Origin of the sequence: Mucilaginibacter tolerans (assembly GCF_030519375.1) — a bacterium.
Classification (GTDB): Bacteria; Bacteroidota; Bacteroidia; order Sphingobacteriales; family Sphingobacteriaceae; genus Mucilaginibacter.
The window spans coordinates 203,034-229,789 of sequence record NZ_JAUMKB010000009.1 but is presented as its reverse complement, the minus strand read 5'-3'; the positions used below and the strand labels follow the sequence as shown (position 1 = coordinate 229,789).

General features: G+C 42.6%; 35 protein-coding genes and 1 pseudogene. 26 read left to right on the top strand and 10 right to left on the bottom strand.

Translation table 11 applies throughout. The annotated features are described in order from the left end of the window. Positions 1-5: 5 nt before the first annotated feature. Genes Q3A68_RS14600 through Q3A68_RS14585 form a run of 4 tightly spaced genes read right to left on the bottom strand, consistent with a single transcriptional unit; the run spans position 6 to position 3,309 of the window. The gene (locus tag Q3A68_RS14600; RefSeq protein ID WP_302901835.1) at positions 6-632 is read right to left on the bottom strand and encodes a hypothetical protein; all 627 of its coding nucleotides are present in this window, start codon (positions 630-632) and stop codon (positions 6-8) included. 35 nt (positions 633-667) lie between these two features. Next, a complete protein-coding gene (locus tag Q3A68_RS14595; protein ID WP_302901834.1) occupies positions 668-1,414 on the bottom strand; it encodes a LytR/AlgR family response regulator transcription factor in 747 nt (248 codons plus the stop codon). After that, on the bottom strand, positions 1,411-2,445 hold the full coding sequence (locus Q3A68_RS14590; protein WP_302901833.1) for a sensor histidine kinase: 1,035 nt from the start codon (positions 2,443-2,445) through the stop codon (positions 1,411-1,413). The genes Q3A68_RS14595 and Q3A68_RS14590 overlap by 4 nt, the downstream gene beginning before the upstream one ends. A 45-nt stretch (positions 2,446-2,490) precedes the next feature. Continuing rightward, the gene (locus Q3A68_RS14585; protein ID WP_302901832.1) at positions 2,491-3,309 is read right to left on the bottom strand and encodes a LiaF transmembrane domain-containing protein; all 819 of its coding nucleotides are present in this window, start codon (positions 3,307-3,309) and stop codon (positions 2,491-2,493) included. Between the two features lie 178 nt (positions 3,310-3,487). Here Q3A68_RS14585 and Q3A68_RS14580 point away from each other — a divergent pair, with 178 nt between their 5' ends. Beyond that, positions 3,488-4,645 carry a hypothetical protein gene (locus Q3A68_RS14580; RefSeq protein WP_302901831.1) on the top strand — a complete coding sequence of 386 codons (1,158 nt, stop codon included), beginning with the start codon at positions 3,488-3,490 and terminating at the stop codon, positions 4,643-4,645. Between the two features lie 8 nt (positions 4,646-4,653). Here the strand turns inward: Q3A68_RS14580 and Q3A68_RS14575 are convergent, their stop codons facing one another. Then, a complete protein-coding gene (locus Q3A68_RS14575) occupies positions 4,654-5,550 on the bottom strand; it encodes an SAM hydrolase/SAM-dependent halogenase family protein (RefSeq protein ID WP_302901830.1) in 897 nt (298 codons plus the stop codon). A 112-nt stretch (positions 5,551-5,662) separates the two neighbouring features. Further along, positions 5,663-6,025, bottom strand: coding sequence for a LiaF transmembrane domain-containing protein (locus Q3A68_RS14570; RefSeq protein WP_302901829.1), 363 nt, complete (start codon positions 6,023-6,025; stop codon positions 5,663-5,665). A gap of 530 nt (positions 6,026-6,555) precedes the next feature. Here Q3A68_RS14570 and rpsL point away from each other — a divergent pair. The 5 genes from rpsL to Q3A68_RS14545 all read left to right on the top strand — a co-directional run bounded on the left by rpsL (position 6,556) and on the right by Q3A68_RS14545 (position 12,740). Next, complete coding sequence (gene rpsL / locus Q3A68_RS14565; RefSeq protein WP_302901828.1) at positions 6,556-6,972, top strand: 30S ribosomal protein S12; 417 nt, start codon at positions 6,556-6,558, stop codon at positions 6,970-6,972. 18 nt (positions 6,973-6,990) lie between these two features. Next, a complete protein-coding gene (gene rpsG / locus Q3A68_RS14560; protein WP_302901827.1) occupies positions 6,991-7,458 on the top strand; it encodes a 30S ribosomal protein S7 in 468 nt (155 codons plus the stop codon). Positions 7,459-7,550: 92 nt separating this feature from the next. Then, the gene (gene fusA / locus Q3A68_RS14555; RefSeq protein ID WP_302901826.1) at positions 7,551-9,662 is read left to right on the top strand and encodes an elongation factor G; all 2,112 of its coding nucleotides are present in this window, start codon (positions 7,551-7,553) and stop codon (positions 9,660-9,662) included. A 149-nt stretch (positions 9,663-9,811) separates the two neighbouring features. Then, positions 9,812-10,117, top strand: a complete 306-nt coding sequence (gene rpsJ, locus Q3A68_RS14550) for a 30S ribosomal protein S10 (RefSeq protein ID WP_022830652.1) — start codon at positions 9,812-9,814, stop codon at positions 10,115-10,117. A 244-nt stretch (positions 10,118-10,361) separates the two neighbouring features. Beyond that, positions 10,362-12,740, top strand: a complete 2,379-nt coding sequence (locus tag Q3A68_RS14545; protein WP_302901825.1) for an ABC transporter permease — start codon at positions 10,362-10,364, stop codon at positions 12,738-12,740. An 81-nt stretch (positions 12,741-12,821) separates the two neighbouring features. Here the strand turns inward: Q3A68_RS14545 and Q3A68_RS14540 are convergent, their stop codons facing one another. Then, on the bottom strand, positions 12,822-13,670 hold the full coding sequence (locus Q3A68_RS14540; RefSeq protein WP_302901824.1) for a RodZ family helix-turn-helix domain-containing protein: 849 nt from the start codon (positions 13,668-13,670) through the stop codon (positions 12,822-12,824). Between the two features lie 186 nt (positions 13,671-13,856). On the opposite strand from Q3A68_RS14540, the gene Q3A68_RS14535 reads away from it, so the two are divergent. From Q3A68_RS14535 to Q3A68_RS14525, 3 genes are all read left to right on the top strand, one after another. After that, positions 13,857-15,116, top strand: a complete 1,260-nt coding sequence (locus tag Q3A68_RS14535; protein ID WP_302901823.1) for a prephenate dehydrogenase — start codon at positions 13,857-13,859, stop codon at positions 15,114-15,116. Between the two features lie 93 nt (positions 15,117-15,209). After that, positions 15,210-15,464, top strand: a complete 255-nt coding sequence (locus Q3A68_RS14530; protein WP_302901822.1) for a type II toxin-antitoxin system Phd/YefM family antitoxin — start codon at positions 15,210-15,212, stop codon at positions 15,462-15,464. A gap of 1 nt (position 15,465) precedes the next feature. Next, positions 15,466-15,723 (top strand): Txe/YoeB family addiction module toxin, encoded by a 258-nt coding sequence (locus tag Q3A68_RS14525; RefSeq protein ID WP_302901821.1) that lies wholly within the window; start codon positions 15,466-15,468, stop codon positions 15,721-15,723. A 22-nt stretch (positions 15,724-15,745) separates the two neighbouring features. Here Q3A68_RS14525 and Q3A68_RS14520 read toward each other — a convergent pair whose 3' ends face one another. The 3 genes and pseudogenes from Q3A68_RS14520 to Q3A68_RS14510 all read right to left on the bottom strand — a co-directional run bounded on the left by Q3A68_RS14520 (position 15,746) and on the right by Q3A68_RS14510 (position 18,463). Further along, positions 15,746-17,149, bottom strand: coding sequence for a C45 family autoproteolytic acyltransferase/hydrolase (locus Q3A68_RS14520; protein WP_302901820.1), 1,404 nt, complete (start codon positions 17,147-17,149; stop codon positions 15,746-15,748). Positions 17,150-17,189: 40 nt separating this feature from the next. Then, a pseudogene (locus tag Q3A68_RS14515) lies at positions 17,190-17,654 on the bottom strand (murein L,D-transpeptidase catalytic domain-containing protein); the annotation flags it as partial. A gap of 206 nt (positions 17,655-17,860) precedes the next feature. Then, positions 17,861-18,463 carry an energy transducer TonB gene (locus tag Q3A68_RS14510; protein ID WP_302901819.1) on the bottom strand — a complete coding sequence of 201 codons (603 nt, stop codon included), beginning with the start codon at positions 18,461-18,463 and terminating at the stop codon, positions 17,861-17,863. Positions 18,464-18,754: 291 nt separating this feature from the next. Between Q3A68_RS14510 and rplC the strand changes: the two genes are divergently transcribed. From rplC to rplR, 17 genes are all read left to right on the top strand, one after another. Continuing rightward, the gene (gene rplC, locus Q3A68_RS14505) at positions 18,755-19,372 is read left to right on the top strand and encodes a 50S ribosomal protein L3 (protein ID WP_302901818.1); all 618 of its coding nucleotides are present in this window, start codon (positions 18,755-18,757) and stop codon (positions 19,370-19,372) included. A gap of 1 nt (position 19,373) precedes the next feature. After that, positions 19,374-20,003, top strand: coding sequence for a 50S ribosomal protein L4 (gene rplD, locus Q3A68_RS14500; protein WP_302901817.1), 630 nt, complete (start codon positions 19,374-19,376; stop codon positions 20,001-20,003). 2 nt (positions 20,004-20,005) lie between these two features. Beyond that, on the top strand, positions 20,006-20,296 hold the full coding sequence (gene rplW, locus Q3A68_RS14495; RefSeq protein WP_302901816.1) for a 50S ribosomal protein L23: 291 nt from the start codon (positions 20,006-20,008) through the stop codon (positions 20,294-20,296). A gap of 5 nt (positions 20,297-20,301) precedes the next feature. Continuing rightward, positions 20,302-21,129 (top strand): 50S ribosomal protein L2, encoded by an 828-nt coding sequence (gene rplB, locus Q3A68_RS14490; protein ID WP_302901815.1) that lies wholly within the window; start codon positions 20,302-20,304, stop codon positions 21,127-21,129. Then, complete coding sequence (gene rpsS, locus Q3A68_RS14485) at positions 21,129-21,395, top strand: 30S ribosomal protein S19 (protein WP_302901814.1); 267 nt, start codon at positions 21,129-21,131, stop codon at positions 21,393-21,395. Before rplB ends, rpsS begins: the two co-directional genes overlap by 1 nt. 6 nt (positions 21,396-21,401) lie before the next feature. Then, on the top strand, positions 21,402-21,830 hold the full coding sequence (rplV, locus tag Q3A68_RS14480; protein ID WP_302901813.1) for a 50S ribosomal protein L22: 429 nt from the start codon (positions 21,402-21,404) through the stop codon (positions 21,828-21,830). Between the two features lie 6 nt (positions 21,831-21,836). Then, a complete protein-coding gene (rpsC, locus tag Q3A68_RS14475; RefSeq protein ID WP_302901812.1) occupies positions 21,837-22,712 on the top strand; it encodes a 30S ribosomal protein S3 in 876 nt (291 codons plus the stop codon). Between the two features lie 52 nt (positions 22,713-22,764). Then, the gene (rplP, locus tag Q3A68_RS14470) at positions 22,765-23,187 is read left to right on the top strand and encodes a 50S ribosomal protein L16 (RefSeq protein ID WP_147034186.1); all 423 of its coding nucleotides are present in this window, start codon (positions 22,765-22,767) and stop codon (positions 23,185-23,187) included. Positions 23,188-23,270: 83 nt separating this feature from the next. Further along, positions 23,271-23,480, top strand: a complete 210-nt coding sequence (rpmC, locus tag Q3A68_RS14465; RefSeq protein ID WP_302901811.1) for a 50S ribosomal protein L29 — start codon at positions 23,271-23,273, stop codon at positions 23,478-23,480. An 11-nt stretch (positions 23,481-23,491) separates the two neighbouring features. Then, positions 23,492-23,746: a 30S ribosomal protein S17 gene (rpsQ, locus tag Q3A68_RS14460; protein ID WP_302901810.1), complete on the top strand. Its 255-nt coding sequence runs from the start codon at positions 23,492-23,494 to the stop codon at positions 23,744-23,746. A 2-nt stretch (positions 23,747-23,748) separates the two neighbouring features. Further along, the gene (gene rplN / locus Q3A68_RS14455) at positions 23,749-24,117 is read left to right on the top strand and encodes a 50S ribosomal protein L14 (RefSeq protein ID WP_066006038.1); all 369 of its coding nucleotides are present in this window, start codon (positions 23,749-23,751) and stop codon (positions 24,115-24,117) included. A gap of 1 nt (position 24,118) precedes the next feature. After that, a complete protein-coding gene (gene rplX, locus Q3A68_RS14450; protein WP_302901809.1) occupies positions 24,119-24,463 on the top strand; it encodes a 50S ribosomal protein L24 in 345 nt (114 codons plus the stop codon). After that, a complete protein-coding gene (gene rplE, locus Q3A68_RS14445; protein WP_302901808.1) occupies positions 24,463-25,029 on the top strand; it encodes a 50S ribosomal protein L5 in 567 nt (188 codons plus the stop codon). The genes rplX and rplE overlap by 1 nt, the downstream gene beginning before the upstream one ends. After that, positions 25,029-25,298, top strand: coding sequence for a 30S ribosomal protein S14 (gene rpsN / locus Q3A68_RS14440; protein ID WP_302901807.1), 270 nt, complete (start codon positions 25,029-25,031; stop codon positions 25,296-25,298). The genes rplE and rpsN overlap by 1 nt, the downstream gene beginning before the upstream one ends. 120 nt (positions 25,299-25,418) lie before the next feature. After that, a complete protein-coding gene (rpsH, locus tag Q3A68_RS14435; protein ID WP_368045681.1) occupies positions 25,419-25,817 on the top strand; it encodes a 30S ribosomal protein S8 in 399 nt (132 codons plus the stop codon). Between the two features lie 22 nt (positions 25,818-25,839). Then, positions 25,840-26,397: a 50S ribosomal protein L6 gene (rplF, locus tag Q3A68_RS14430; protein ID WP_302901806.1), complete on the top strand. Its 558-nt coding sequence runs from the start codon at positions 25,840-25,842 to the stop codon at positions 26,395-26,397. A gap of 5 nt (positions 26,398-26,402) precedes the next feature. Next, complete coding sequence (gene rplR / locus Q3A68_RS14425) at positions 26,403-26,753, top strand: 50S ribosomal protein L18 (RefSeq protein ID WP_302901805.1); 351 nt, start codon at positions 26,403-26,405, stop codon at positions 26,751-26,753. Positions 26,754-26,756 lie beyond the last annotated feature (3 nt).

The following is a 26,756-nucleotide window of genomic DNA, read 5'->3' as shown; positions in this document are numbered from 1 at the left end:
TACTACTAAGAATCAATATCTAAACTTAAAAGAATATCTCCATTAGCTGATTTGTAGACCATGATATGATCTAAGGCTAAATCTGCTAAGTCGTGTCCCCAGATGCCATATTTCCCATCAGTCTGATTTCGGTTATAAAGCGTCGTTCTTTCCTTAACAGGGACTGTTTTAACGGTAGCAGTACTTTCCTCCTCCTGATAAATCTGATGATATTTGTCACTTATTTTCTTAACAAGTGCTTCCCTGGTAAATCCATTGCTTGATGTCAATTCAAACTTGCACTCTTTGCTTAAGGGGTAATCAATGATTAGTGTTACTTTTTTATCACGGATCACTTTTTCACCTTTATCAATTAATTTTTTCAGGTCCTTATCCGGATGTTCCAATTCCACCCAGGGAATAAAACCATCTTCAAAATCAGTTAAGTTATCTGTTTTAATCTTGAAATCTATTCTTGTAATAAAGTCTCCCAAGCTATCATTTTGCTTTTCAGAAGCTTGTTTCTCACGATCACTTAAGACCTTATCATAATTGTTTGAAGCAGTATCTGTCTGCAAATGTGATTGTGCCGGTATTCGATTACAAGCAAAAACAGATATAACAAGTAGTGTTAAGAAAATTTTAGATAACATGATAAGTTTAGTTTCTTTTACAGAATAGCAGCTAGTTATATCCCCAGCACCTGCTTCAGCTTAGCATAACCAGTCTTACTTACCGGTATTTTTGCGCCTGATTTGAGTATGGCTATGTGGGCATCCTTCTCGTATGGGTCAATACGGGTAATGTCCTGTATTTTGATAATGTAGGAACGGTGAACACGTACAAACTGGTCAGCATCCAAAGTTTGCTCAAAGAAACTCATGGTTTTATTCTTCAGGAACGAGCCTTCTTTGGTATGAACGCTTACATAGTCATCATCAGCCTCCAGGTATTCTACATCGGCTACCGGAATAATCTTTACTTTGGTGCCTGTTTTTACAACAATACGTTCATGCTGGGCAGGGGATTGCGCCGCGGTTTCGAGTAAGTTTTCAGTTTGTTTGGCAGGCTGCTCTATTGGTTTCTGGGCAAGGAACTTTTCAACCGCTTTAATAAAACGTTCTTTACTGAAAGGCTTAAGCAGATAATCTACAGCGTGAGCCTCAAAAGCTTTAATGGCGTACTCATCAAATGCGGTGGTGAATATCACAGCGGGAGGGTTTTCCACCAGTTCCAGCATTTCAAAGCCGTTTATTTTTGGCATCTGTACGTCTAAGAATATTAGGTCAGGTTGGTGTTGCTGAATGGCTTTGAGGCCTTCGAAACCATCGTTACATTCGCCTAATACTTCAATGCTATCCTTAAATTCCTGCAAATATTCGAGTACAACCATCCGTGCCAAAGGTTCATCATCAATTAGTAATACTCGCTTCATACTTGTGGGATTTTAATAATTGTTGTAAAGATATTATCATTTGCGTGAGTTTCAACAAGGTCAGTACGTGCATACAATAAATCCAGTCTTCTTTGTACCCCGCTCAGGCCAAATCCGGTACCTTTTCTTGGCCGTGCAGTATTCGGGTCGTACGGGTTTTGGATCATGATGATCAGGTAGTTATCGTCCCATTCGGCACGTATGCTCACGGTTACACTTTCGGTTGTATCATACAGACCAAATTTTATCGCATTTTCTACAATCGGCTGCAATATCATCGGCGGCAGTTTGCATTCCTGGCATTTGGTATCGCAACTTATTTCGGTCATCAAACGGTGGCCGAAGCGGACTTTTTCTATATCAAGGTATAATTGCAAATGTGCCAACTCCTCAGTGAGGGTCACATTTACCTGATCATCCTTTTTCAGGGTCCCACGCAGGAAGTCAGAGAGCTGATGGATCATCATCCGTGCCTGGTCGGGTTTAAAACCTATCAGTGCGTTGATGGAGTTTAGGCTGTTAAATAAAAAGTGAGGCTGCAACTGTTGGCGAAGGTTATACAACTCAGCATCACGGGCCAGTTTTTCGGCCTCCGCTTTTCTTTTTTCGTTCTCTTTCTGATCGAGCTGAGAGTAATAGATCACACTTAACATAGCCATCCAGCCAACCGCCAAAAAGTCGGTAAACAAACGTATGATGACCGATTGGATAACAAAATTGCTATAAGCGGTATCCTTTACTACATAAGGTAATATCCACCGCGAACCAAAGGAGCAAGCCAGTGCCAAAGCCACGCACCACGTCAATATATTGATATAGCTGCCTTTACCGGGTTGAAAGTAACGCAGGTTATTATTGATGAGCCAACAGGCAGCGCCAAGAAGCAATGTACTGACCAGCCCATCTGCCAGAGCAATGAACCAGGAAAAGCCAAACCCATGCACCAGGTAGGTTAACAGTGCCGCCCATACCAGGGCCCCGGTTAAAAATGCTGCGCGAAGTTTGGAGAATGCTGACTGTGAACTTGCCAAAACTTTTTCCTTTTGTTTTTTGAATCAGTTTTAATACAGTGTTTATTAATAACTACGGATGTCTATCCCTGCAAAGATGGAAACACCTTTGAGTACCAAAATCTTTTCGCTACCAGAGGCGGCAGTTGACCGTATCCTCTTATCATCTACGCTTGCGAATACAGCTGCAATATCGGATACTACCTGCCAGTTGGACGGAACGACGATTTTGGTTCCCCCGAATATCTGGGTGATGTCGAGTACAACCCTGCCATTGATATCTGCTTGTGTAAGGTCAAGTTCGGCGCCTCCAAAAATGTTAACTATTTCGCCGCCCTTAAAGTCTTTAGCCAGGATGGTCTTTTTTACACCGCCGAATACAGATACAGCATCCAGGTAATCGTCGCCATAGGTGTGTTTGTATTTGCCTGTAGGATCCCAGCTATTGGATTGACCAGGATCATTAGCTGCATTTGGATCGGTAGAAGGAGGTGTTTGGGTTTGACTCTGTGTCCATTTGTCCCAGTCGGCTTTGTGTTTATCCCACTTATTTCCCCTTCTCATTATCATCCATAATCCGAATATGATAATACACAGCGGCCAGGTGATCTTTCCGACATCATAATGAGGGAAAGCTTCATTTGATAACCAGATCACGCCTATCAAAACCATGATCAGCCAGCCTGAGTTTCTGAACTGATGTTTTGCCCCGTTGTAAAAGCCTATTGCGATAAGGGCCATTGGCCAGCTTATCAACCACCCCGGGAAAAAGAAAAGGTCTAACTGGTGAACCAGCAGTGCCAGGCCAACCACCAGCAAAATGATGCCGGCGAGCGCCTTGTTATTCCGGGGCTTATTATTTTCAAATTTTATATCGTTGTCCATGCTATTCGTCGCAAATTTAAATCATATTCAAAACTAAGGTAATACTTGAGGCGAACCTATCAAATATTGGCGATAATATCTAACATCTCGGTGAGCTGACATAAAATGTCGGTGAAAAAGTTTCTGTTTGATTGTTCAAAATACAAATATTATATTGCTGCGGCCTTATTACATCACGATGGAGCAAGAGTTTAATATAAAAAAGGGTTGGAAGATATTTGGTTACGCGTTCTGTATAGCCATTATTTCAATCATGTTATACTTTTTGGTTGATGCCATAATAAGCAATAAAAACGTATTGCTTTGGTTGGGAATAAATTTGGTTTCGATTCTGCTTTTTGGTTACGGGATTGTTGCAATATACCGGGGGAAAATAGTATTAAACAGCGATAGTATTATTGAATACCGGGCTTTTGGACAGAAAGAATTACTCTTTAGCGAAATAAAAGGGTTCAGGATACAGGCGATGAAGATTATCCTCGAACCCTGCAATAAAAGCAAATCAAGAATAATAATAGGCGACTTTAACTATATCATAAATGGCCCCTCGTTAGCCGAATTCCTGGTAAATAGATTTGAAGATCTTGATAAATCAGACTACGATACCGAAGTGTCTGAAGCTTTTAATAACCCCGCAATCGGTGATTCTGTACCGGACCGGGAACAAAGAATTAAAGCTGCGAAAAGAGTTGCGCGATTTCTGAATATTGGTGGTGTTTTTATAATGATTTGGCTCTTAATCCCAACCTCTTATTATTATTTGCCAATTATTTTAGGGTTATCGTATCCGCTAATCGTATTAATATATTTTTTTGCGCAGCAGCAAATAGTAGCCCTGCTAGACACAGGAAAGAAGAGTGTTCATCCAAATTTAACCGTGGCATTATATCTTTCTGTCGGAGGCTTGGGTTTGAGGTTAATTATCCAATATCAGGCCCTTAACGCTACAGATTGCATTTTGCCGACAGCTTTCTTATTTGTGGTGCTGTTGCTACTATTCGTTTTACTTTTAAGACCATCAAAGGCCCGAAAGTCTAATTTATGGGCAGGTATCTGTTTTTGCATTGTCTACAGTATCAGCGCAGTCGGCATGATAAATTGTGCTTTTGATGGATCACGACCAACCGAATATAAGACAAGGGTGCTTGATCATTACATAACAACAGGCAGGTCAACCACTTATTATTTGAAATTAGATGCCTGGGGGCCAAAAAAAGAATCAGAAGATGAAAGTGTTCCTAAGTCGGTGTACAACCAGATGAAGAAAGGCGACTGGGCTACGGTGTATTTAAAAAAAGGTTGTTTAAATATTCCATGGTACTTTGTAGCATATTAAGTTAAAATCTACCTTTTGCTAACTGCTACACTCCATCCTGACCCACTGCCAATGTGGTAAGCTGCAGCGAAATTGCCCTGGTTTAATGCCAGCGAATATTGCAATAAACTATTCAGATATACCAACGGCTTTCCCTTAGCAACCGCTCCGAAAGTCTGACAGTAAGGTGCATCAACGGTATAAACTACTTTGCCATTGTGCGAGATAATCGTATGAAATGTTTCACCGTACTTGGGGTGAAGCAGGTTCAATAAAGAATCCGGAATATTGGTCCAGACATTGCCATACTGAATGTCCAGTATTGCTATGTTTCCTTTCAGCGTTTTCCCGCTTAGTGCCGGTTTTTGATAAGGAATAGTTACCACTTTTTTAGGTAATGCCGGCCCAACCTGCTCAAATGTTATCGTTCCTGAAGCTAATCTTGCACCAGTATACGCATAAACATCGCGGCCGTGAAAGGTGTATGATTTTTGCGAATCTTTACGGCGGTTCACTGCCTCGTCAATTTCCCTTATTTCATCAATGCATAAGGATTCAGCAACTAATGTCAGTGTGCCGTTATCAGGAGTAACTATAAAATGCCCTGATTTGGTTTTAAGTACCACTGATTTCCGTGTTGTACCAACTCCCGGATCAACCACCGAAACGAAAACTGTACCCGCAGGCCAATATCTTACAGTTTGTTCAAGGCGATAGGCTGCTTCCCAGATGTTGTAGGCAGGTATCTCGTGTGTCAGGTCGAATAGCTTCAGATCGGGTGATACGCCCATAGCAACGCCTTTCATAGCGGATACTGCGCCGTCCTTCAAGCCAAAATCGGATTGAAAAACAACTATTTTCTTTTGGGCGAGGACAAGCTGACTGAACGATACCAGGAGGAAGGCAATGAATAATATTTTTCTCATGAGCATAAGCTGATGCCTCCAAATTAATGCATTTAATGCTAAAAAGAAAAAGAGGGACTTACGGGTCCCCCTTTTCAGGTATAATCTATGTGGAGTAAGAACGACGTGTTCTTTAGTTGTTTTCAGTGGTAGTGGTGTTGTTGTGGCTGAATCTGTTGCGGAATATCACAAACAGTCCGAGCAGGATAAGGGTTGTGGGCCAGATCACATCATCTATAAACAAGCCTGAATTTTCGAGCAGAAAGGCAAAGCCAAGCAGGGTGAGTATAAACCATGATTTATTCTGAAAATTGTGGCGTGAACCGGTGTAGATACCAAAGCCTATCAGCACAATTGGCCAGCTAAATAACCAATCAGGGATAAATGGCAGATCAAACTGATTGATCAGGAATAAACAGCCGATTACCGCTATAGTTGCGCCTAATATTGTACGGCTATTGTGATGTCTGTCTGGGTGTTCTATGATCGTTTTCATTGTCTTAAGTTTTAAAGTATACCCCAAAGTTATAGCGCTGGTAAAGGCGCATCAATTGAATACTGGCGATTTGAATAAAGAAGTCGGTAAGGGGGGAGATTGGGTCGGTGAGTGGATTTGGGTTCGGTGAGTTGATTAAGTTAAGTGGTTGATTAGGTTGGGAAGTCTATTCTCCCTAGGTCATTGAGGAAGGAGGTAGATAAACCATGTCATTGCGATGAGCGGCCTGAGTGGTGAAGAAGCAATCGCGAACTATGCATCTTCGCCCTTTATAGCATGCGATTGCTTCGTTGCGCGGCACACACCACCCGCCTTGCGCCTCGCAATGACGCTTGGGGAATATCAAGCCCAACTTTACAACTTTTCAACCTTCCAACTTTACAACGAGGTTCAACCATCCAACTAATTAAAAAAACTTCACCCAACCACTTGAAAATCAAAAAAGAAGTCCGTACTTTTGCAGTCCCTAAAAACTGCCCGTCGTGTTGGCGTGCTTAGAAGGGAACAACAAATAAACAAAAAAAGGAAGAATGCCTACTATTCAACAATTAGTTAGAAAAGGTAGAGTAGCTCTGGTTGACAAGAGTAAGTCGCCAGCGTTGGACAGCTGTCCACAGCGAAGAGGCGTGTGCACCCGTGTGTACACCACTACCCCTAAGAAACCAAACTCAGCAATGCGTAAAGTGGCCCGTGTGCGCTTAACCAACGGAAAAGAAGTAAACGCTTACATCCCAGGTGAAGGTCACAACTTACAGGAGCACTCCATCGTGTTGATCCGCGGCGGTCGTGTTAAAGACTTACCGGGTGTACGTTACCACATCATCCGTGGTGCATTGGATACCTCAGGTGTTGCAGGTCGTAACCAGCGTCGTAGTAAATATGGTACTAAACGCCCTAAACCAGGTCAGGTAGCTGCACCAGCGGGCAAAGGCGGTAAAAAGAAATAATTAAGGAGGATAGTAAACATGAGAAAGTCAAAACCAAAAAAGAGAATTATCCTTCCTGATCCAAAGTTCAATGATACTTTGGTAACAAGGTTCGTAAACAATATGATGTATGATGGTAAAAAATCTACCGCATACGCTATATTCTATAACGCTGTTGAGATAGTTGAGAAAAAGACTAACGAAAACGGTTTAGATACCTGGAAAAAAGCTTTGAACAACGTAATGCCTGCTGTAGAAGTAAAAAGCCGCCGTGTAGGTGGTGCAAACTTCCAGGTGCCTACAGAAGTTCGTCCTGAGCGTAAAGTTGCTTTGGGTATGAAATGGCTGATCAGCTATGCACGTCGTCGTGGCGAAAAAACCATGATGGAGAAATTAGCAGGTGAGATCATCTCGGCTTCAAAAGGTGAAGGTGCTGCTGTGAAGAAGAAAGAAGATACGCACAAAATGGCTGAAGCCAACAAGGCGTTCTCACATTTTAGATTCTAATTATTGAATGAATGAACTAGTGAATTGTTGATTTGGTAACGTTATACTAATCAGTAATTCACTATTTCGCTAATTCACTCAATCAAAATATTATGTCAAGAGATCTTAAATATACAAGAAACATAGGTATTGCCGCTCACATCGATGCCGGTAAGACCACTACAACCGAGCGTATCCTTTACTATTCGGGCGTGAGCCACAAGATTGGTGAGGTGCACGAGGGTGCGGCTACAATGGACTGGATGGCGCAGGAGCAGGAGCGTGGTATCACTATCACATCAGCTGCTACTACCGTTAACTGGAAATACCGTGGCCACAACTACCACATCAACATCATCGATACTCCGGGACACGTGGACTTTACCGTAGAGGTAAACCGTTCATTGCGCGTACTGGATGGGCTGGTATTCTTATTCTCAGCTGTTGACGGTGTTGAGCCACAGTCAGAAACTAACTGGCGTTTGGCTAACAACTACAACGTACCACGTATCGGTTTCGTTAACAAAATGGACCGTTCTGGTGCTGATTTCTTAAACGTGGTTAAACAGGTTAAAGAAATGCTGGGCAGTACTGCTATTCCGCTTCAATTGCCAATCGGTGCCGAAGATAACTTCAAAGGTGTGGTTGATTTGATCAACTGGAGAGGTATTGTTTGGAACGAGCACGATAAAGGTATGACCTTTACTGAAGTGCCAATCCCTGACGATATGATCGAGGAAGCAACTGAGTGGAGAGAGAAATTATTAGAAGCAGTAGCTGAGTTTGATGACGGGCTGATGGAGAAATTCTTTGAAGATCCTACAACCATCACTGAGCGCGAAGTATTGGATGCATTACGCCAGGCTACATTAGCCGGTAAGATCGTTCCGATGACTTGCGGTTCATCTTTCAAAAACAAAGGTGTGCAAACCATGCTGGATTACGTGATGGAGTTGATGCCTTCACCATTGGATTCAAAAGGTGTGGTTGGTCATAACCCAGATACTGGTGCCGAAATATTGGTTAAACCAGACGTAAAAGAACCATTTGCTGCATTGGCATTTAAAATTGCTACCGACCCGTTTGTGGGCCGTTTGTGCTTCATCCGTGTTTACTCTGGTAACCTGGATGCTGGTTCATACGTGTACAACATGCGTTCAGACAACAAAGAGCGTATCAGCCGTATATTCCAGATGCACGCTAACAAGCAAAACCCTATCCCTAACGTAGGTGCAGGTGATATTGCTGCGGTAGTGGGCTTTAAGGATATCAAAACAGGCGATACCCTTTGCGATGAGAAACATCCAATCGTATTAGAGTCAATGAACTTCCCTGACCCGGTTATCGGTTTAGCTATTGAGCCAAAAACTCAGGCTGACGTTGATAAATTAGGTATTGCTTTGGGTAAACTGGCTGAAGAGGATCCAACCTTCCGTGTACAAACCGATCAGGATACAGGTCAAACTGTAATTTCTGGTATGGGCGAGTTGCACCTGGATATCATCATGGATCGTCTGAAACGTGAGTTTAAAGTTGAAGTTAACCAGGGTGCACCACAGGTAGCTTACAAAGAAGCAATCACAGGTACTATACAACACCGTGAGACTTATAAGAAACAAACTGGTGGTCGTGGTAAATTTGCCGACATCCAGATCGTTGTTTCTCCAACCGATGAGGGCAAAGAAGGCTTACAGTTTGTGAATGAGATCGTTGGTGGTGCTATCCCTCGCGAGTTCATCCCATCTGTAGAAAAAGGCTTCAAAGCAGCTATGGATAACGGTGTATTGGCAGGCTATCCTTTAACCAGCTTAAAAGTACGTTTAATTGATGGTTCGTTCCACGCTGTCGATTCGGATGCATTATCTTTCGAGATTGCAGCTCGTTCAGCTTACCGCGAGGCGTTGCCAAAATGTAAACCGGTATTGTTAGAGCCGATCATGAAGATCGAGATCCTTACCCCTGAAGAAAACATGGGTGATGTTATCGGTGACATGAACCGTCGTCGTGGCCAGCTGCAAGGTATGGACACCCGTGCAGGTGCTCAGGTGATCAAAGCAATGGTACCACTTTCAGAAATGTTTGGTTATGTAACTCAGTTACGTACCATCACTTCGGGCCGTGCAACTTCAACTATGGAGTTTGACCATTATGCTGAAGCACCACGTAACGTTCAGGACGAAGTAGTTGCTAAGGCAAAGGGTAGAAAACAAGTTGCTATAGATTAAGTTAGAAAGGTTGTAGTGGTTGTAATGGTTGAAGTAGTTAAAACCTTTACAACCCTTACAACTTCTACAACCTCTACAACTAATATAAAATAAACAATCAACCACTCCCTAATAAATAGCTCTTAGGGTTGGTTTAAAAAACAAACAAAATGAGCCAAAGAATCAGAATCAAATTAAAATCGTACGATTACAACCTGGTTGATAAATCAGCTGAGAAGATCGTAAAGACAGTAAAACCTACGGGTGCTGTAGTAAGCGGACCGCTTCCGCTGCCAACTGAAAAGAAAATTTTCACTGTACTGCGTTCACCACACGTAAACAAAAAGGCACGTGAGCAATTCCAACTATGCTCTTACAAGAGATTATTGGACATCTACAGCTCAAACTCAAAAACTGTTGACGCTTTGATGAAGCTTGAATTGCCAAGCGGTGTTGAAGTGGAGATCAAGGTGTGATAGTACCGGAAGATCAGATATTAAGAAAGCCATTCGGAAACGGGTGGCTTTTATTTTTGGACCCCGATAATGTAGCGTCATTGCAATAACGATAGAAGAGAGGTGTTTCGCTCTGACTGTTACAAAATAAAGAACGAAACAAAACGCATTATCACGGATGTGTGAAAATGACTTTTTTATTTTTCCCTGCAACGATTTAAAATTCAAGGCGTCTTTTAATAAGCGAATTTTAAACTTAGGGAAGATGCTTAAAAATTACTTCAAGATCGCCTGGCGTAACCTGCTTAAAAGCAAAGTTTACTCCTCCATCAATGTATTGGGTTTGGCATGTGGTATGGCGGTGGCCATGCTCATCGGCTTTTGGATGTATGATGAATTGACCTATGATCATTACCACGCTAACCATAAAAAGATAGCGCAGGTGATGATTACCCAGACGTTTAATAATGAAACGGGTACCGGACAGGCTATGGCCATTCCTCTTGGAGTAGAACTGCGTAACAAGTATGGATCCGACTTTAAGTACGTCACCCTTACCTCGTGGAATTTTGGGTTTATTGTTGGTGCTGGCGAAAAGAAGCTCTCTAAGTCGGGCATGTGGGTGCAGCCTGAATTCCCTACCATGATGAGTCTGGAAAAGCTAACCGGCACTATGAAAGGGTTGACAGATCCGTCGTCGATTCTCATTGATCATTCACTTGCAGCGGCCCTTTTCGGTGGCGATGATGTAGTAGGCAAAACGGTCCGCATCAATAATAAATACGATTTTAAGGTTGCTGGTGTTTATAAGGATATTCCTAAAAATTCATCCTTTAATGATACACACTTCCTGATGTCATGGGATAAGTACGTGACTACCGAGAAATGGCTGCAACGCTCGTCGACTGAATGGGATAATCACAGTTTCCAGATCTTTTTGCAGATGAATGATAATGTGGACATGGCCAAAACATCTGCCAGCATCGAGCTCATTACGCAGAAATATGTGAAGAAGGAGGAAGGCAATGAACACTTGCTGCTACACCCAATGGATAAATGGCGGCTTTATAGCGATTTTGAGAACGGTAAGATAAAGGGAGGACGTATACAGTATGTTTGGCTTTTTGGCATTATCGGAATATTTGTCTTACTGCTGGCCTGTATCAACTTTATGAACCTGAGTACAGCGCGATCTGAAAAACGTGCTAAGGAAGTAGGTATACGTAAAGCTATTGGTTCAATAAGAAAGCAGCTGATCGTTCAGTTCCTGAGCGAATCGGTATTGATGGCCTGCCTGGCATTGGTATTTGCTGTGTTGATCGTACTTGGTACATTACCTTTCTTTAATGTTATAGCCGATAAATCCATGTCCATTCCCTGGGCTAATGCCGGTTTTTGGCTGGTAATTATTTTATTTACAGTCTTTACAGGTTTTGTTTCAGGCAGCTATCCTGCGTTTTACCTTTCAGGGTTTAATACGGTAAAAGTGCTGAAAGGAACTTTCCGGGCGGGCAGATTTGCAGCTATCCCGCGCAAAATATTAGTGGTTCTGCAATTTACCATATCGGTTACATTGATTATTGGTACGATCATCGTTTTCCGGCAGATCAACTATGCCAAGGACAGGCCTGTTGGATACTCTCGTGAAGGGTTGATCTCTATAGATATGAACACCCCCGATATCTATGGTCACTATGACGCTCTAAGAAGCGACCTGATCAACACCGGGGTGGTGGAGAATATGGCCGAGTCATCAAGCCCCACTACAGATGTGTACAGCAACCAGATTGGGTATGAATGGGAGGGAAAACAACCCGGTACCAATCCGCTTTTTGGCACAATAGCTGTAACGCGGGATTTCGGTAAAACCATTGGCTGGCACATACGCAGGGGTCGTGATTTCTCACGCGACTTTGCAAGTGATACCAGTGCTATGGTATTAAATGAGAGTGCTGTAAAGCTCACCGGCTTTAAGAACCCGATAGGTAAGATCATCCGTAAGGACAAGAAGACATATACTGTTGTCGGCGTGATCGACAACATGATAATGCAATCGCCATACACGCCCGTTCAGCCTACTATCTTTTTTGTGGATTATAATTGGGCAAATATTATTACGATAAAAATAAAGCCAGATGCTCACATACAGGACGCATTGGCTAAAATAGGAGGCGTTTTCAAGAAATATAACCCGGCTAGTCCATTTGATTACCATTTTACAGATGAGAATTATGCCAAAAAGTTCTCCGATGAAGAGCGCATAGGCAAACTGGCATCAATCTTTGCTATACTAGCGATATTTATTTCATCATTAGGTTTGTTTGGACTAGCTTCATTTGTTGCCGAGCAGCGAACCAAAGAGATAGGTGTACGTAAAGTATTGGGTGCTTCGGTATTCAACTTGTGGGGTATGCTTTCTAAAGATTTTTTAACGCTTGTTATGTTATCCTGCATCATCGCCACACCAATAGCCTGGTATTTCCTCAACGGATGGCTAAATGGATATCATTATCACGCCACAATTTCATGGTGGGTATTTGTGGTATCATGCATCGGCGCCTTGCTAATTACATTGCTGACTGTAAGCTTCCAGGCCATCAAAGCTGCAGTTGCAAATCCGGTGAAAAGTTTGAGGTCGGAGTGATGATATGTCGAATTTGTGATTTCGGATTTACCCTAACATAAAATTCGAAATTGAACATTCGAAATTCGAAATCAATAAGGTCTATCCACGTCCTAATAGCTCATCCAGCTTGTTGCGTTCAGTTTGCAGCTCGCGGGCAAGCTTCAGTTCTTTTTCGGTGGCTTTGGCTTTGTAGGTTTTAAACTCTTCTTCTATTTCTTCATAAAGCTCGGTGCGGTGACGTGCTTCGTATTTGTGTTTAGCTGTAGTCCCAATTACGATTGCCAGGGCAATGGCCAATCCAATTACCAACCCAACCATTACGAGATTATAAGTCGATTTTGACAGAACAATCCCAAACATACTGATCGTATCAGAAGGCGTACTGCTTGATTGCGAACCAGCCGGTTCTTTTGCAGCATTGGCAGACGCAGTTTTTAAACTATCTATCAGTTTAGCATCGGCGCTTAGTTTGGCCTGCGCTGCTTTTACGTCGTTACGTTCTTTGGTGAGTGTATCAGTCACATTTTTCCATAAAGCAGCAAGCAAAGGTTGCTGAAAACGGAGAGTCTTGCTCAGCATGTATTGATACTGGTTGCTGAGACTCTTAGCATTCAGCTGATTTGGGTCAGCCGGAGTTTTCAGATCAGGTTGTGTTGTGTCCATTGTACTTGATGTTGCCGGCTGTTGAGCAATAGTTTTTGCTGCCTGCTGCGCGGGGTTTTTTGTTGCAGCAGCCGGTGGGGTGACAGCAGGTGATATGCTGTGATGACGGTAAAGAGGCTTTATCGTTGGTTGAGCAACAGACTTTGTAACAGGCTGTTGCGTTACAGGTTCAACCTTTTTTTCAGGCTCCGCCTTTTTTGTGGTGTCCTGAGCTTTTGCCGCACTGCACATAAAAACACAAAGGAAGACAAACAGGAAACCGGGTAACAGAAAGCGCTTGGTCATTGGTGGCATATTTTAGATTTCAAGTTAATTAATATGTAAATAACTTTTATGAAAAATGTTTTATTCCTTTTATACTGATTTCGTCGAACAAAAGATATACTAATTTAAAGAAAAATGTAACCAGTAATATCAAGCAATAATTAAGCTTTAATTATAAATTAGGTAACGCATACTTATATTAGCGACATGAATATAGGTATTATCGGTTTGGGCGACATGGGAAAGCTGTATGCCAAGGCCTTTGCAAAGGCTGGTTACGCGGTTAGCGGTTGCGATTTGCCAGAGAACAGGGAGCGTTTGGAGGCAGAGCTTAATCCACTTGGTATTACGATAAAGGACAACGGCAGCGATGTAGCCCGGGCGAGCGACCTGGTCGTTTACTCTGTCGAAGCAGATCGCCTTGCTGATGTTGTTGCCGCTTACGGTCCATCAACCAAATACGGCGCTATAGTTGCCGGACAAACCTCTGTTAAGCATCCTGAAATAGCCATATTTGAAAAGCATCTGCCTGCCGATGCGCAGATTATCACCTTTCATGCGATGCATGGGCCCGGTTTCGAGCCGAAAGGGCAGAAGCTGATCCTTATAAAACACAGGGCCGGGGATGAGGCCTACCAACGAATGCTTGATCTCTTCACTGCAGTTGAAACAGACATTGTAGAAATTCCAGACTATCACGAACACGATAAAATTGTAGCCGATACCCAGGCTGTAACCCACGTAGGTTTTGAAAGCATGGGCACCGCGTGGAAGGAAGCAGGTTTTTTCCCATGGGAGAATGGCTCGTACGTAGGAGGGATAGACAATGTGAAAATACTGACCACGCTGCGGATATTTAGTTATAAAGCACACGTGTATGCCGGACTGGCAATATTAAATCCTTATGCGCGGCAACAAGTGAAACGGTATGCCGTATCGGAGTCAGAATTATTTAAGCTGATGATTAAAGAGGAAGAGAAGGCCTTCCGCGAAAGATTATACCGTGCCCGCGACTTCGTTTTTCATGAAAGCCGTAAGCCTATCATGCTGAACGACAAAGTGATGAAAGAATTCTCCCTCTCACAGCACCATGAATTGCAAAAACCGAACTCGCATCTGAGTATCTTAAGCATGGTAGACGCCTGGTACCACTTGGGTGTAAACCCGTATGATAATCTGATCTGCCAAACGCCACCTTTCCGTTTACGCCTGGGCATTGCCGAATACCTGTTTAAGGAGGAAGAATTATTGGAGGAATCGATACAGGCAGCTTTGTATGATAAAACCATCCGTGGTGACGATCTGGAATTCCATTCGGCGGTAAGAGAATGGTCGGCCATTATCGGATACGGCGACATGGAAGGCTATAAAAAGCATTTCAACGATGTTCAGGCATTCTTTAAAGACCGTTTAGAAGAAGGGAAAGCACAAAGTGCCGAACTGATCAGAAGGTTGATGATGGATTAGTCTGAACGCGGAGACGGAAGGTTGAAGTCGGAATTACTTGCATTATAAAAAATATCTTATATTTGTACTTGATTAAGTACTTAATTTGAAGCCATGGAAGTTATAAATTATACCGAGTTTCGCCGCAATCTTGCTAAGAATCTGGATATGGTAAGTGACGATGCCGAAACCGTAATTGTTTCACGTACCAAAGGGAAAAATGTAGTGGTGATGGGATTAGCTGAATATAATTCTATTATTGAAACTTTGCATCTGATGAAAAGTGAAGCCAATAGAAAACGTTTGCAAGATGCTATTGATGAGATGAATAGCGGACAACACCAATCTCATAAATTGATTGAAGATTGATATGGAACTGGTCTGGCAAAACAAAGCCTGGGAAGATTATTTATACTGGCAGCAAACTGATAAGAAGATCTTTCAGCGTATCAATGATCTTATAAAAGACACATTAAGATCTCCATACAAAGGAATTGGTAAACCAGAGCCTTTGAAAGGAAATTTCTCAGGCTGCTGGAGTCGGCGAATAACAGATGAACATCGGTTGGTTTATCAGGTTAAAGATAACAGATTGCATATTCTGCAGTGCCGCTATCACTATTCCTAATATAATATCCAATACCTTATACCTACTTCGAACTAAACAATGTCCACGGATAAGCTTTCATGTCCCGCAAATACTTACCTTGTGTCTTAAAATATTCAGGATGCTTTTTTAAGAAAGGTCCGGCTAAAAAGTCAGCCCCGCCCGGGTGACCCATGTGCGCCCAAAACTGCATTTTTCCTGCCTGGTCGGCTGTTGCCACTTTCCCCTGTACTGCACCCATTGGGAAAAATGGCCCCTCGTTAAATTCCTTGCAACCTAAAGGGTCTTCTTCAACGTGCCCATCAATTACGCAACGGTTGTATGCATCTTTATTGTTAAGCGCATCATGTGTATCGCCTTCAATGGTTTTACCAGTAGCATCATCCAGTTTGCCTTTATAATCGACTTGCACTAATTGCTCCATGCGCTTACGGCGTGCATTGGGTGAGGTAGTTTTATCATTTACATCAAAAGTTGTTTCCTCTTTAATCAGCTTTGGATCGATAGCAAAGTTAGAACCAATGAAAGCTGTATCCTTTGAGCGCCAAACCTTATAATTTTTCAGGCCGAGTTCGAGTTTGGCCACCTCGTTGGTCTTGGTGTCGCCAATCAGCCAGTCGTTGGCGTAACCGCCGTTGTTATCAGTGGTCATTATTTTTACCACATCGTCAATGCTGTTGGCATATTGCGCAGCGCGACGTGCCCGTACAAACTCCGGAGTTTTGGTAGTATCGTATCCTTTAAACTGTGTAATGGTGGTTTCGGTAATCACCAGTCCGCTTTTAGTAACTAAGAAGTCATCTCCGCTATGAATAAAACCCGGACCGGTGTCCATTAATATAGGGTTGCCTTTTTCGGGTTTAATATCTGCAATTACGTTCCAGTGTTCGCCTACAATGTAGTCCGTCCAGTTATTATGGGCGATCACTATTTTATGATCTTTGGTAAAGCTGCCGGTAGCGATAAAGGCGCTGCAATTGCCTGGCGCACGATTGTCACCGCTGCCCGGTTTCTCCTTATTCATCAAGGTAGGCACATAATATCCGGGTAATTCATAATAGGCGTTCATAGCGGCAATATCCAGCGTGTCGTATTTCATGCCATGGGCCTCCAGTCCGCTTACAATACCTTTTATTTCATCCTGGTATTCCTTATCTATTTTTTTCCACAAAAAGCGTTGGGCAGCACCACGGTAAAAGGCCCAATCCTTGCCGCTGCTGCTTGGCAGGTAGTACTGCAATATCTTTAGCATGGTGTCAATCTCTTTTGATACCAGGTAACCGTGCTGATAGCCGATATCATGCGGCGAACCTTGTAGATGAATGTAGATCCAGCCGTTTTTATCTTCACGGCTTGAGCCCGCAAGCGGATCATGCGGTTTTGGTTTGCAGGAAAATAAAATCAGGGATACAAAAACGAGGGCGAGTGGGGTAAGGGCTTTTTTCATGTTAATATATTGATTGGCTGAATATAAGAAATTCTTACCATCAATTATAGATCCATAGCAGCAAACGCTTCTTTTGATATCGTATCAGGTTATCTACCGCTTTCATAGTGCTGTTGGATATTGCAGGACAACCCCAGTCTTCGGGCGTCCCGTCCGGATAAACTTCCTTATCCGGCACTTGCTCCCAGGAATGTAATACCACATCGCGCGCATAAGCATTACTGTTAGTGTGCTCCAAACCTTCTAAATAATATTTTATGCGGATACCCCAGGTACTGGCGGCCCTGTTGCTCACCTGGTATTTACCCAGCGAACTGCAATGGCTGTTGATCGCATTACTAAAAGCTGGCTTATTCTTTGACCAGATACCTGACCAGGGATTAATGACACAGCCATGACTAACAAGCCCGGAAAGTATAATAGTATTTTTATGAAAGTCCCACACCATAAAGCGCTTTATTCCGGATGGAAGGCCCATATCGATAAGGATGCAATAGGTCGTATTATAGCCTTTTTGCTTGCAAAATAGCTCTGCGTCCCTGGCCTTTTACTTTGTTCTTACAGTATCGACGCGCGGAAATGCAGCGGCAACATCAAATGCGAATTGGAATGCAATAAGAAACAGTATAGTAAGCTGGCGACAGTTTTTCACTTGGGGGATCAGGTAAAAGGCTTATGATCTGATGCAGTAAGGTTTTTATTTATAAATGATTATTGCTCATTTTTCATTACTACCAAATAAGTCTCCTTTTTCTCTGGCACAACATATTTGGGATCATCAAAATTTTCGACAGTTAATATTGTGGTTGGATCGAATGATTTCCCGAGTATCTTTTGAGCGTCATCAAGTGAATGGGTTTGACCTTTAATAAAGAAAACAAAACCGTATTCTGACTTTCGGAGGTCTTTCATAGAAGTTTTATCAGGAACAATTTTATCGCCACTTTCTGTTTTAAGATCAAATGATATTGGCATAGTGTATTGCACTCTTACTTTTCGCCCCTTTTGTATGCCCGGCGACCATTTGGGAGACATAGAAACTACCCTTACTGCTTCTGATTCACATCCAGCTCCCATGCATCTTACTGGTCTTACATCAGTTACAGAGCCATCCTTATCGATCACGAAGGAAATGTATACTTTACCTGTGAGGCCAAGGATACGGGCTACTTGAGGGTATTTTAGACTCGTGGTAATATATTTATAAAATGCTGGTATACCTCCTGGAAAAACAGGCTCATTTTCTACAGCTGCAAAAATGCGTGATTGCGTTTTAGCAGTATCCTGTGCGCGTACGCCTAGAGCGAATGCCATGCATATAATTAATGCAATAAGAGTTTTAGGTTTATTCATGCAATAAATATAATTATTTCTTTTTACCTGATTGACATGACGACGATTTCCCTCCTTATATTGACCTCGTTCCAACCCAACCAACCACGCACTTAATCAGTCATTTTGCATCCCGCAAATAAATTATAAAAAATAATTGCGCAAGTATTTGACAGTTAATCTAAAATATCTATCTTTGCCGTCCCTTTCGGGGGAAATAATATGCCTTGAACGAAGCCCTACTGCTTCGATGGGCACAAACAAAATAAGAAAATGTCAGGAATTATTGGTAAAAAAGTAGGAATGACCAGCATTTTCGACGAAACAGGGAAAAACATTCCCTGCACAGTAATCGAAGCTGGCCCTTGTGTGGTAACACAAGTGAAGTCTGTAGATGCAGACGGCTACGCCGCCGTTCAGTTGGCGTATGGTGAGAAAAAAGAAAAGAACACCCCTGCTCCCTTAAAAGGTCATTTCCAAAAAGCCGGTACTACGCCAAAGCGCAGACTGGTAGAATTCAAAACTTTCGAAGATCAAAAAAATCTGGGTGACACTGTTACCGTGGAAATTTTTGCTGCGGGAGATTTTGTGGATGTGGTTGGTACCTCAAAAGGTAAAGGTTTTCAGGGTGTGGTAAAACGTCACGGTTTTGGCGGTGTGGGTATGCAAACTCACGGTCAGCACAACCGTCTGCGTGCGCCAGGTTCTTTGGGTGCATCATCATGGCCTTCACGCGTATTTAAAGGTATGCGCATGGCTGGTCAAACTGGTAATGTTCGTGTTAAAATTCAAAACCTCGAAGTTTTGAAAGTTTATCCTGAGCAAAACCTAATGGTTGTTAAAGGTTCCATCCCCGGAGCTAAGGGTTCATTCGTAATAGTGGATAAATAAGATGGAAGTTAAAGTATTAAACGTATCAGGTAAAGAAACAGGTGCCAAGGTGCAACTTCCTGAGTCCGTATTCGGAATCGAACCTAACGATCATGCTATCTATCTTGACGTGAAGCAATTTCTTGCTAATCAGCGTCAGGGTACTCACAAAGCAAAGCAGCGTAACGAAATTGCAGGTTCAACCCGCAAGTTATATAAGCAAAAAGGTACAGGTGGTGCACGTGCCGGTGGTATCAAATCACCATTGTTTAATGGTGGTGGCCGTGTATTCGGTCCGCAACCGCGCGATTACAGCTTCAAATTGAACAAGAAACTGAAATCACTGGCCCGTAAATCAGCTTTATCATACAAAGCAAAAGATAACAGCATCGTAGTATTGGAAGATTTTAACTTCGATACAGTTAAAACCAAAAACTACGTAAAGCTGGTAGCAGACCTTAAAGTAAGTGACGTAAAAACACTTTTAGTATTGCCTGCTGCAAATAACAATGTGTATTTATCAAGCCGTAACCTGAAGAAAAGCAAAGTGATCACTGCCGATCAGTTAAACACTTATGATGTGTTAAATGCCGGTACACTTTTATTAACTACAGGTGCAGTTAAAACTTTGGAGGAAGCATTAGCTAAGTAATTATGGAAATTTTAAAGAAACCCTTACTTACTGAAAAAGTAGCTCAACTTACTGAGAAGCTTAACCGCTATACCTTTAAGGTAGATCACAGAGCAAACAAGCTTCAGATAAAACAGGCAATTGAGAAAATGTATGGTGTGAATATCACTGCGGTGAACACCATGAAATACGTTGGAAAACTGAAAAGTCGCAATACCAAAGCGGGTGTGGTTTCGGGCCGCGCTGCTACTTACAAGAAAGCGATCATTACGTTGAAAGACGGCGAAACTATAGACTTTTACAGCAATATTTAATAGAGATGGCAGTTAAAAGATTCAAACCGGTTACCCCCGGTACCCGTTTCAGGATAGATACTGATACTTCGGACATCACAACAAACGTTCCTGAAAAGTCGTTGGTTGTAGCATCGAACAAGAGATCAGGCGGCCGTAATAATAGCGGTAAAATGACTATGCGCTACTTAGGCGGTGGTCACAAACAAGCATACAGGTTGATCGACTTTAAACGTAATAAATTCGATATCCCTGCAAAGGTAGCTACTATCGAGTATGACCCTAACCGTTCTGCACGTATAGCCCTGTTACACTTTGTTGATGGCGAGAAAAGATACATGATCGCTCCAGAGGGATTGAAAGTTGGACAAATTGTAGTAGCAGGCGAAACTGCAGCACCAGAAGTAGGAAATACTTTACCATTAAAGAATATCCCTCTAGGTTCAATCATTCACAATATTGAATTGAACCCTGGTCAGGGTGGTACCATCGCACGCAGTGCAGGTACTTATGCACAGCTTTCGGCACGTGATGGTAAATATGCCATCATTAAATTGCCTTCAGGCGAAACCCGTATGATCCTGGCAACTTGCCTGGCAACTATCGGTACGGTTTCAAATGGCGAGAGAGCAAATGCAGTATTAGGTAAAGCTGGTCGTAAACGCTGGTTAGGCCGTCGCCCAAGAGTTCGTGGTGTAGCGATGAACCCGGTAGATCACCCTATGGGTGGTGGTGAAGGCCGGGCATCAGGCGGTCACCCACGCTCACGCAAAGGACTTTTAGCTAAAGGCTTCAAGACCCGCGACAAAAAGAAATCATCTGACCGTTACATCATTGAAAGAAGGAAGAAATAATGGCACGTTCAATTAAAAAAGGACCTTATATAGATCACAACCTTGAGAAAAAGGTTGTAACACTGAATGAATCAAACAAGAAATCAGTTGTAAAAACATGGTCACGTCGTTCCATGATCTCTCCTGATTTCGTTGGTCATACGTTCGCAGTACACAACGGTAACAAGTTTATTCCTGTGTATGTAACAGAAAACATGGTTGGACATAAGCTGGGAGAGTTTGCACCAACCCGTACATTCCGTGGTCACGCAGAAAAGAAAAAATAACAGGCAATGGAAGCAACAACAAAAATTAAAAAGTCTGTATTAATCAGACAGCAAAAAGAGGCTGCAAAGGCTCAGCAAGGAGGAGCTTCTGTTGCTAAGTTACAGGACTGCCCAACTTCACCACGCAAAATGCGTTTGGTGGTTGACCTGATCCGCGGAGAAAACGTAGAAAAAGCATTGTATATCTTGAAATATACTAATAAAGAAGCTGCTATCCGTGTTGAGAAATTATTGCTGTCAGCTATCAAAAACTGGGAAGCAAAAAACGAAGGCAAACGTGTTGAGGATAGCGCTTTATATGTAAAAGAGGTATCAGTAGGTGGTGGCCGCCAGTTGAAAAGACTGCGTCCGGCTCCGCAGGGCCGTGGATATCGTATCCGCAAACGCTCAAACCATGTAACTCTTATTGTGGACAGTAAAAACGATAACAATTAATTTAAGATGGGACAGAAAGCACATCCAATAGGTAACAGATTAGGAATCATCAGAGGTTGGGATTCTAATTGGTTCGGTGGCAATAACTACTCCGATAAATTAGTTGAAGACGAAAAGATCCGCAAGTATATTTCAGTACGTATCGCTAAAGGCGGTATATCTAAAGTAGTTATCGAGCGTACTTTGAAACGCATTACCGTAACTATCCACACTGCCCGTCCGGGTATCGTGATAGGTAAAGGCGGCCAGGAAGTTGACAAGATCAAAGAAGAGTTGAAAAAACTGACTAAGAAAGATGTTCAGATCAACATTTTTGAGATCAAACGTCCTGAACTGGATGCACAATTAGTTGCTGAAGGTATAGCAAAACAGCTTGAGGCTCGTATCTCTTTCCGTCGTGCTATGAAAACTACTATTGCTTCAACCATGAGAATGGGTGCTGAAGGAATAAAAGTGATGACTTCGGGCCGTTTAGGCGGTGCTGAAATGGCACGTACCGAACAATACAAAGAAGGAAGAATTCCTCTGCATACTTTCCGCGCAGATATTGACTATGCTTTAGGCGAAGCGCTTACTACTTATGGTAAGATCGGCGTTAAAGTATGGATCTGCAAAGGTGAAGTTTACGGAAAACGTGACTTATCACCAAATATCGGCAGCGCCAGCAGCGCAAGCGGTAAAGGTGGTCGTCCGGAAGGCGCAGCATCATTTGGCGGTCGTGGCAACGAAAGAGGCGGCGAACGTGGTGGTGACCGCAGAGGCGGTGGTGACAGAAGAGGTGGTGGTAACCAAGGTGGCGGCGATCGTCGTGGCGGTGGTAACCGTCCGGGTGGCCAAAACAGAGGCGGTGGTAATCGCCCGGGTGGACCAGGAAGAAGATAATTGAATAAATCAAGTCGAGACAGACATCGTTTAGATATAAAAGCTTAAAAAAATGCTACAGCCAAAAAGAACGAAGTTCAGAAAAATGCAAAAAGGCAGAATGAAAGGGATGGCCACTCGTGGTGCTGAGCTTGCATTCGGTTCTTTCGGTATAAAATCACTCGAGCCGGCATGGATTACCAGCCGTCAGATCGAGGCTGCACGTATCGCTGTAACACGTTTCATGAAACGTGAAGGCCAGGTGTGGATCAGGATATTCCCTGACAAACCTGTAACCAAAAAACCAGCCGAGGTACGTATGGGTAAAGGTAAAGGTGCTCCTGAATACTGGGTAGCGGTAGTTCGCCCCGGAAGGATCATCTTCGAAGCCGAAGGTGTGCCACTGGAAGTTGCTAAAGAGGCATTGCGCCTTGCAGCTCAGAAATTACCGGTTCAGACCCGGTTTGTAACACGTAGAGACTACGTAGAAGCATAAAATAAGTTAGCAGTTTTGAGTTTGCGGTTATCAGTTTGATATAGCGGGCTTGGAACTAAAAACTCAAAAACTAATATAAGAAAATGAAGAACTCAGAAATTTTAGAGCTAACGACTGAAGAGTTGACAGCAAGGATCGGCGAGGAGAAGGGTAACCTTACCAAACTGAAATTTGCACATGCAGTTTCGGCCATTGAGAATCCAAGCCGTATCAACAAAGTACGTAAGGATATTGCTCGTTTAAATACTGAATTAACAAAACGCAAAGCAGCGTCAGCTTCTGAAAGTAAATAATAAGCGTCGAAATGGAAAGGAATTTAAGAAAAACACGTACCGGCCTGGTAGTAAGCAATAAGATGGATAAATCTATTGTGGTTGCTGTAGAGAGGAAGGTAAAACACCCGATCTATGGTAAGTTCGTAAAGAAAACTACCAAATTTATGGCTCATGACGAAGCTAATACCTGTGGTATTGGTGATACCGTATTGATTATGGAAACTCGCCCGCTGAGCAAAAACAAAAACTGGAGATTAGTTCAAATTGTAGAAAGGGCTAAATAACGATGGTACAACAGGAATCAAGATTAAACGTAGCCGATAACAGCGGTGCTAAAGAAGTTTTAGTGATCCGTGTGTTAGGCGGTACCGGCAAAAGATATGCTTCTATCGGCGATAAGATAGTTGTTACAGTAAAGAGTGCTTTGCCGTCAGGCAACATTAAAAAAGGTACTGTATCAAAGGCCGTAGTGGTAAGAACCAAGAAAGAAATTCGCCGGAAAGATGGTTCATATATCCGTTTCGACGACAACGCAGCAGTTTTGTTAAATAACCAGGACGAGCCTAGAGGTACCCGTATCTTTGGCCCTGTTGCAAGAGAGTTGCGCGAGAAACAATTTATGAAAATTGTATCATTAGCACCGGAGGTATTGTAACATGGAAAAGAAACAAAATGCAAAACCTGCTAAATTAAAGATCCGCAAGGGCGACCTGGTACAGGTTATTGCAGGCGATTCAAAAGGATCACAAGGTAAAGTATTAGAAGTAATAATTGATAAAAACCGTGCGATTGTTGAAGGTGCCAATATGGTATCAAAACATACCAAGCCGAACGCTACCAACCCTAACGGTGGTATCGTGAAACAAGAAGCTGCTATACACATCTCAAACCTGGCTGTGGTTGACCCTAAATCAGGTAAACCAACCCGCATAGGCAGAGCTAAAAATGCCGCAGGTAAATTGGTAAGGGTAGCAAAAAAATCAGGGGAGGAAATTAAGTAATGGCAACTACAACATACGTTCCAAGACTAAAGTCAAAATATAAAGACGAGATTCGCACTGCGCTGAAAGAAAAATTTCAGTACAAAAGCGTAATGCAGGTTCCGAAACTTGAGAAAATTGCGATCAACCAGGGTGTTGGCGGTGCGACCACTGATAAAAAGCTGATTGAGAACACGATCAATGAGCTGAGCACTATTACTGGTCAGCAGGCGGTTTCTTCAAAATCAAAGAAGGATATCTCTAACTTTAAATTGCGTAAAAACATGCCGGTAGGCGTACGTGTAACTTTACGCGATAACAATATGTATGAGTTCCTTGATCGTTTGATCGCTGTTGCTTTGCCACGTATCCGTGACTTCAAAGGTATCAACGATAAAGGTTTCGACGGACGCGGAAACTATACACTGGGTATTACAGAGCAGATCATCTTCCCTGAAATCAACATTGACAAGATCAACAAGATACAGGGTATGGATATTACCTTTGTAACCTCCGCTACCAATGATGTTGAAGCATTGGAACTGCTGAAAGAATTTGGTTTACCATTTAAAAATCAGAATAAATAATGGCTAAAGAAGGTGTAAAAGCACGCGAAGTAAAACGTGCGAAATTAGTAGCTAAATACGCTGAAAAAAGAGCAGCCCTTAAAGCCGCTGGCGATTATGCCGCATTAGACAAATTGCCTAAAGCAGCATCTCCGGTAAAATTGCACAACCGTTGCAAACTGACCGGCCGTCCGCGTGGTTATATGCGCCAGTTCGGCATCTCACGTGTAACATTCCGTGAAATGGCATTGGAAGGCAAGATACCGGGGGTGAAGAAAGCTTCTTGGTAAGAAGGTGAATAGTCAATAATGAATGGTCGATAAAAATTCACTATTCACCGTTGACTTTTAACGAAAAAGAATTTTAATCGATGGCAGGTCTACGGATACCACCATCATAAACAATAAATAATGAATACAGATCCAATCGCAGATTATCTTACAAGAGTAAGGAATGCTATTAAAGCCAACCATAGGGTTGTTGAAATTCCTGCATCAAATCTGAAGAAGGAAATCACGAAAGTGCTTTTCGACAAAGGTTACATTGCCAATTTTAAGTTTGAAGACAATGGTCCTCAAGGTACTATCAAGGTAGCTTTGAAATACCATCCGATAACTAAAATTCCTGCTATCCGCAGCATCTCGCGCATCAGTAAACCAGGTTTGAGAAAATACGCAGGTTCGGCTACATTGCCGAGAGTATTAAATGGTTTAGGTATCGCTATCTTGTCAACCTCAAAAGGTGTAATGACCGACAAAGAGGCCCGTCAGCAAAACATCGGCGGCGAGGTATTGTGCTACGTTTATTAATCAATAAAGGAGGAATTAACTAATGTCAAGAATAGGAAAAGCACCTATAGCAATACCTTCAGGAGTTACTATTACCGTATCTGACGCAAACGTAGTTACTGTAAAAGGACCTAAAGGCGAATTGCACCAGGCGGTAGATAGCGATATCGCCGTAGCGCAGGAAGACGGCCATTTATTGGTTCAACGTCCTTCTGACCAGAAACGTCATAAAGCATTGCATGGTTTATATCGTGCACTTTTAAATAATATGGTTGTTGGCGTAACCCAGGGTTATAAATTAGAGCAGGAATTAGTTGGTGTGGGCTACCGTGCTACTAATACCGGTAACACTTTGGACCTTGTTTTAGGCTACTCTCACCATTATGTGTTTGAATTACCTAAAGAAATTAAAGTTACAACCACTGCTGAGAAAGGTAAAAACCCTACTATCATCTTAGAATCAATCGACAAGCAATTGATCGGCCAGGTAGCTGCGAAGATCCGCTCGCTGCGTGCACCAGAGCCTTACAAAGGTAAAGGTATCAAGTTTGTTGGCGAACAATTGAGAAGAAAAGCAGGTAAATCAGCATCTAAAAAATAATCGTCATGACAGGTAAATTATCAAGAAGAGACAGAATTAAAAAGGGGATCAGAAAGAGACTTTCAGGATCTTCAGAGCGTCCGCGCTTGTCAGTGTACAGGAGCAACAAAGGTATTTATGCCCAGATCATTGACGATGTAACCGGTAAAACTATCGTTTCAGCTTCATCTTTATCAAAAGATTTTGCTGCAAAAGGAACTAAATCAGAACAATCTGTTGCCGTAGGCAAAGCAGTTGCCGCTAAAGCAGTTGCTGCAGGTATCAAAGATGTAGTTTTTGATAGAAATGGTTACCTATATCATGGCCGTGTTAAATCACTGGCTGAAGGTGCACGTGAAGGCGGTTTAAACTTTTAATCG

Coding starts and splice junctions, on each gene's coding strand:
- Q3A68_RS14600 (WP_302901835.1), bottom strand. CDS start 632: ATGTTATCTAAAATTTTCTTAACACTACTTGTTATATCTGTTTTTGCT.
- Q3A68_RS14595 (WP_302901834.1), bottom strand. CDS start 1,414: ATGAAGCGAGTATTACTAATTGATGATGAACCTTTGGCACGGATGGTT.
- Q3A68_RS14585 (WP_302901832.1), bottom strand. CDS start 3,309: ATGGACAACGATATAAAATTTGAAAATAATAAGCCCCGGAATAACAAG.
- Q3A68_RS14580 (WP_302901831.1), top strand. CDS start 3,488: ATGGAGCAAGAGTTTAATATAAAAAAGGGTTGGAAGATATTTGGTTAC.
- Q3A68_RS14575 (WP_302901830.1), bottom strand. CDS start 5,550: ATGAGAAAAATATTATTCATTGCCTTCCTCCTGGTATCGTTCAGTCAG.
- Q3A68_RS14570 (WP_302901829.1), bottom strand. CDS start 6,025: ATGAAAACGATCATAGAACACCCAGACAGACATCACAATAGCCGTACA.
- rpsL (WP_302901828.1), top strand. CDS start 6,556: ATGCCTACTATTCAACAATTAGTTAGAAAAGGTAGAGTAGCTCTGGTT.
- rpsG (WP_302901827.1), top strand. CDS start 6,991: ATGAGAAAGTCAAAACCAAAAAAGAGAATTATCCTTCCTGATCCAAAG.
- fusA (WP_302901826.1), top strand. CDS start 7,551: ATGTCAAGAGATCTTAAATATACAAGAAACATAGGTATTGCCGCTCAC.
- rpsJ (WP_022830652.1), top strand. CDS start 9,812: ATGAGCCAAAGAATCAGAATCAAATTAAAATCGTACGATTACAACCTG.
- Q3A68_RS14545 (WP_302901825.1), top strand. CDS start 10,362: ATGCTTAAAAATTACTTCAAGATCGCCTGGCGTAACCTGCTTAAAAGC.
- Q3A68_RS14540 (WP_302901824.1), bottom strand. CDS start 13,670: ATGACCAAGCGCTTTCTGTTACCCGGTTTCCTGTTTGTCTTCCTTTGT.
- Q3A68_RS14535 (WP_302901823.1), top strand. CDS start 13,857: ATGAATATAGGTATTATCGGTTTGGGCGACATGGGAAAGCTGTATGCC.
- Q3A68_RS14530 (WP_302901822.1), top strand. CDS start 15,210: ATGGAAGTTATAAATTATACCGAGTTTCGCCGCAATCTTGCTAAGAAT.
- Q3A68_RS14525 (WP_302901821.1), top strand. CDS start 15,466: ATGGAACTGGTCTGGCAAAACAAAGCCTGGGAAGATTATTTATACTGG.
- Q3A68_RS14520 (WP_302901820.1), bottom strand. CDS start 17,149: ATGAAAAAAGCCCTTACCCCACTCGCCCTCGTTTTTGTATCCCTGATT.
- Q3A68_RS14510 (WP_302901819.1), bottom strand. CDS start 18,463: ATGGCATTCGCTCTAGGCGTACGCGCACAGGATACTGCTAAAACGCAA.
- rplC (WP_302901818.1), top strand. CDS start 18,755: ATGTCAGGAATTATTGGTAAAAAAGTAGGAATGACCAGCATTTTCGAC.
- rplD (WP_302901817.1), top strand. CDS start 19,374: ATGGAAGTTAAAGTATTAAACGTATCAGGTAAAGAAACAGGTGCCAAG.
- rplW (WP_302901816.1), top strand. CDS start 20,006: ATGGAAATTTTAAAGAAACCCTTACTTACTGAAAAAGTAGCTCAACTT.
- rplB (WP_302901815.1), top strand. CDS start 20,302: ATGGCAGTTAAAAGATTCAAACCGGTTACCCCCGGTACCCGTTTCAGG.
- rpsS (WP_302901814.1), top strand. CDS start 21,129: ATGGCACGTTCAATTAAAAAAGGACCTTATATAGATCACAACCTTGAG.
- rplV (WP_302901813.1), top strand. CDS start 21,402: ATGGAAGCAACAACAAAAATTAAAAAGTCTGTATTAATCAGACAGCAA.
- rpsC (WP_302901812.1), top strand. CDS start 21,837: ATGGGACAGAAAGCACATCCAATAGGTAACAGATTAGGAATCATCAGA.
- rplP (WP_147034186.1), top strand. CDS start 22,765: ATGCTACAGCCAAAAAGAACGAAGTTCAGAAAAATGCAAAAAGGCAGA.
- rpmC (WP_302901811.1), top strand. CDS start 23,271: ATGAAGAACTCAGAAATTTTAGAGCTAACGACTGAAGAGTTGACAGCA.
- rpsQ (WP_302901810.1), top strand. CDS start 23,492: ATGGAAAGGAATTTAAGAAAAACACGTACCGGCCTGGTAGTAAGCAAT.
- rplN (WP_066006038.1), top strand. CDS start 23,749: ATGGTACAACAGGAATCAAGATTAAACGTAGCCGATAACAGCGGTGCT.
- rplX (WP_302901809.1), top strand. CDS start 24,119: ATGGAAAAGAAACAAAATGCAAAACCTGCTAAATTAAAGATCCGCAAG.
- rplE (WP_302901808.1), top strand. CDS start 24,463: ATGGCAACTACAACATACGTTCCAAGACTAAAGTCAAAATATAAAGAC.
- rpsN (WP_302901807.1), top strand. CDS start 25,029: ATGGCTAAAGAAGGTGTAAAAGCACGCGAAGTAAAACGTGCGAAATTA.
- rpsH (WP_368045681.1), top strand. CDS start 25,419: ATGAATACAGATCCAATCGCAGATTATCTTACAAGAGTAAGGAATGCT.
- rplF (WP_302901806.1), top strand. CDS start 25,840: ATGTCAAGAATAGGAAAAGCACCTATAGCAATACCTTCAGGAGTTACT.
- rplR (WP_302901805.1), top strand. CDS start 26,403: ATGACAGGTAAATTATCAAGAAGAGACAGAATTAAAAAGGGGATCAGA.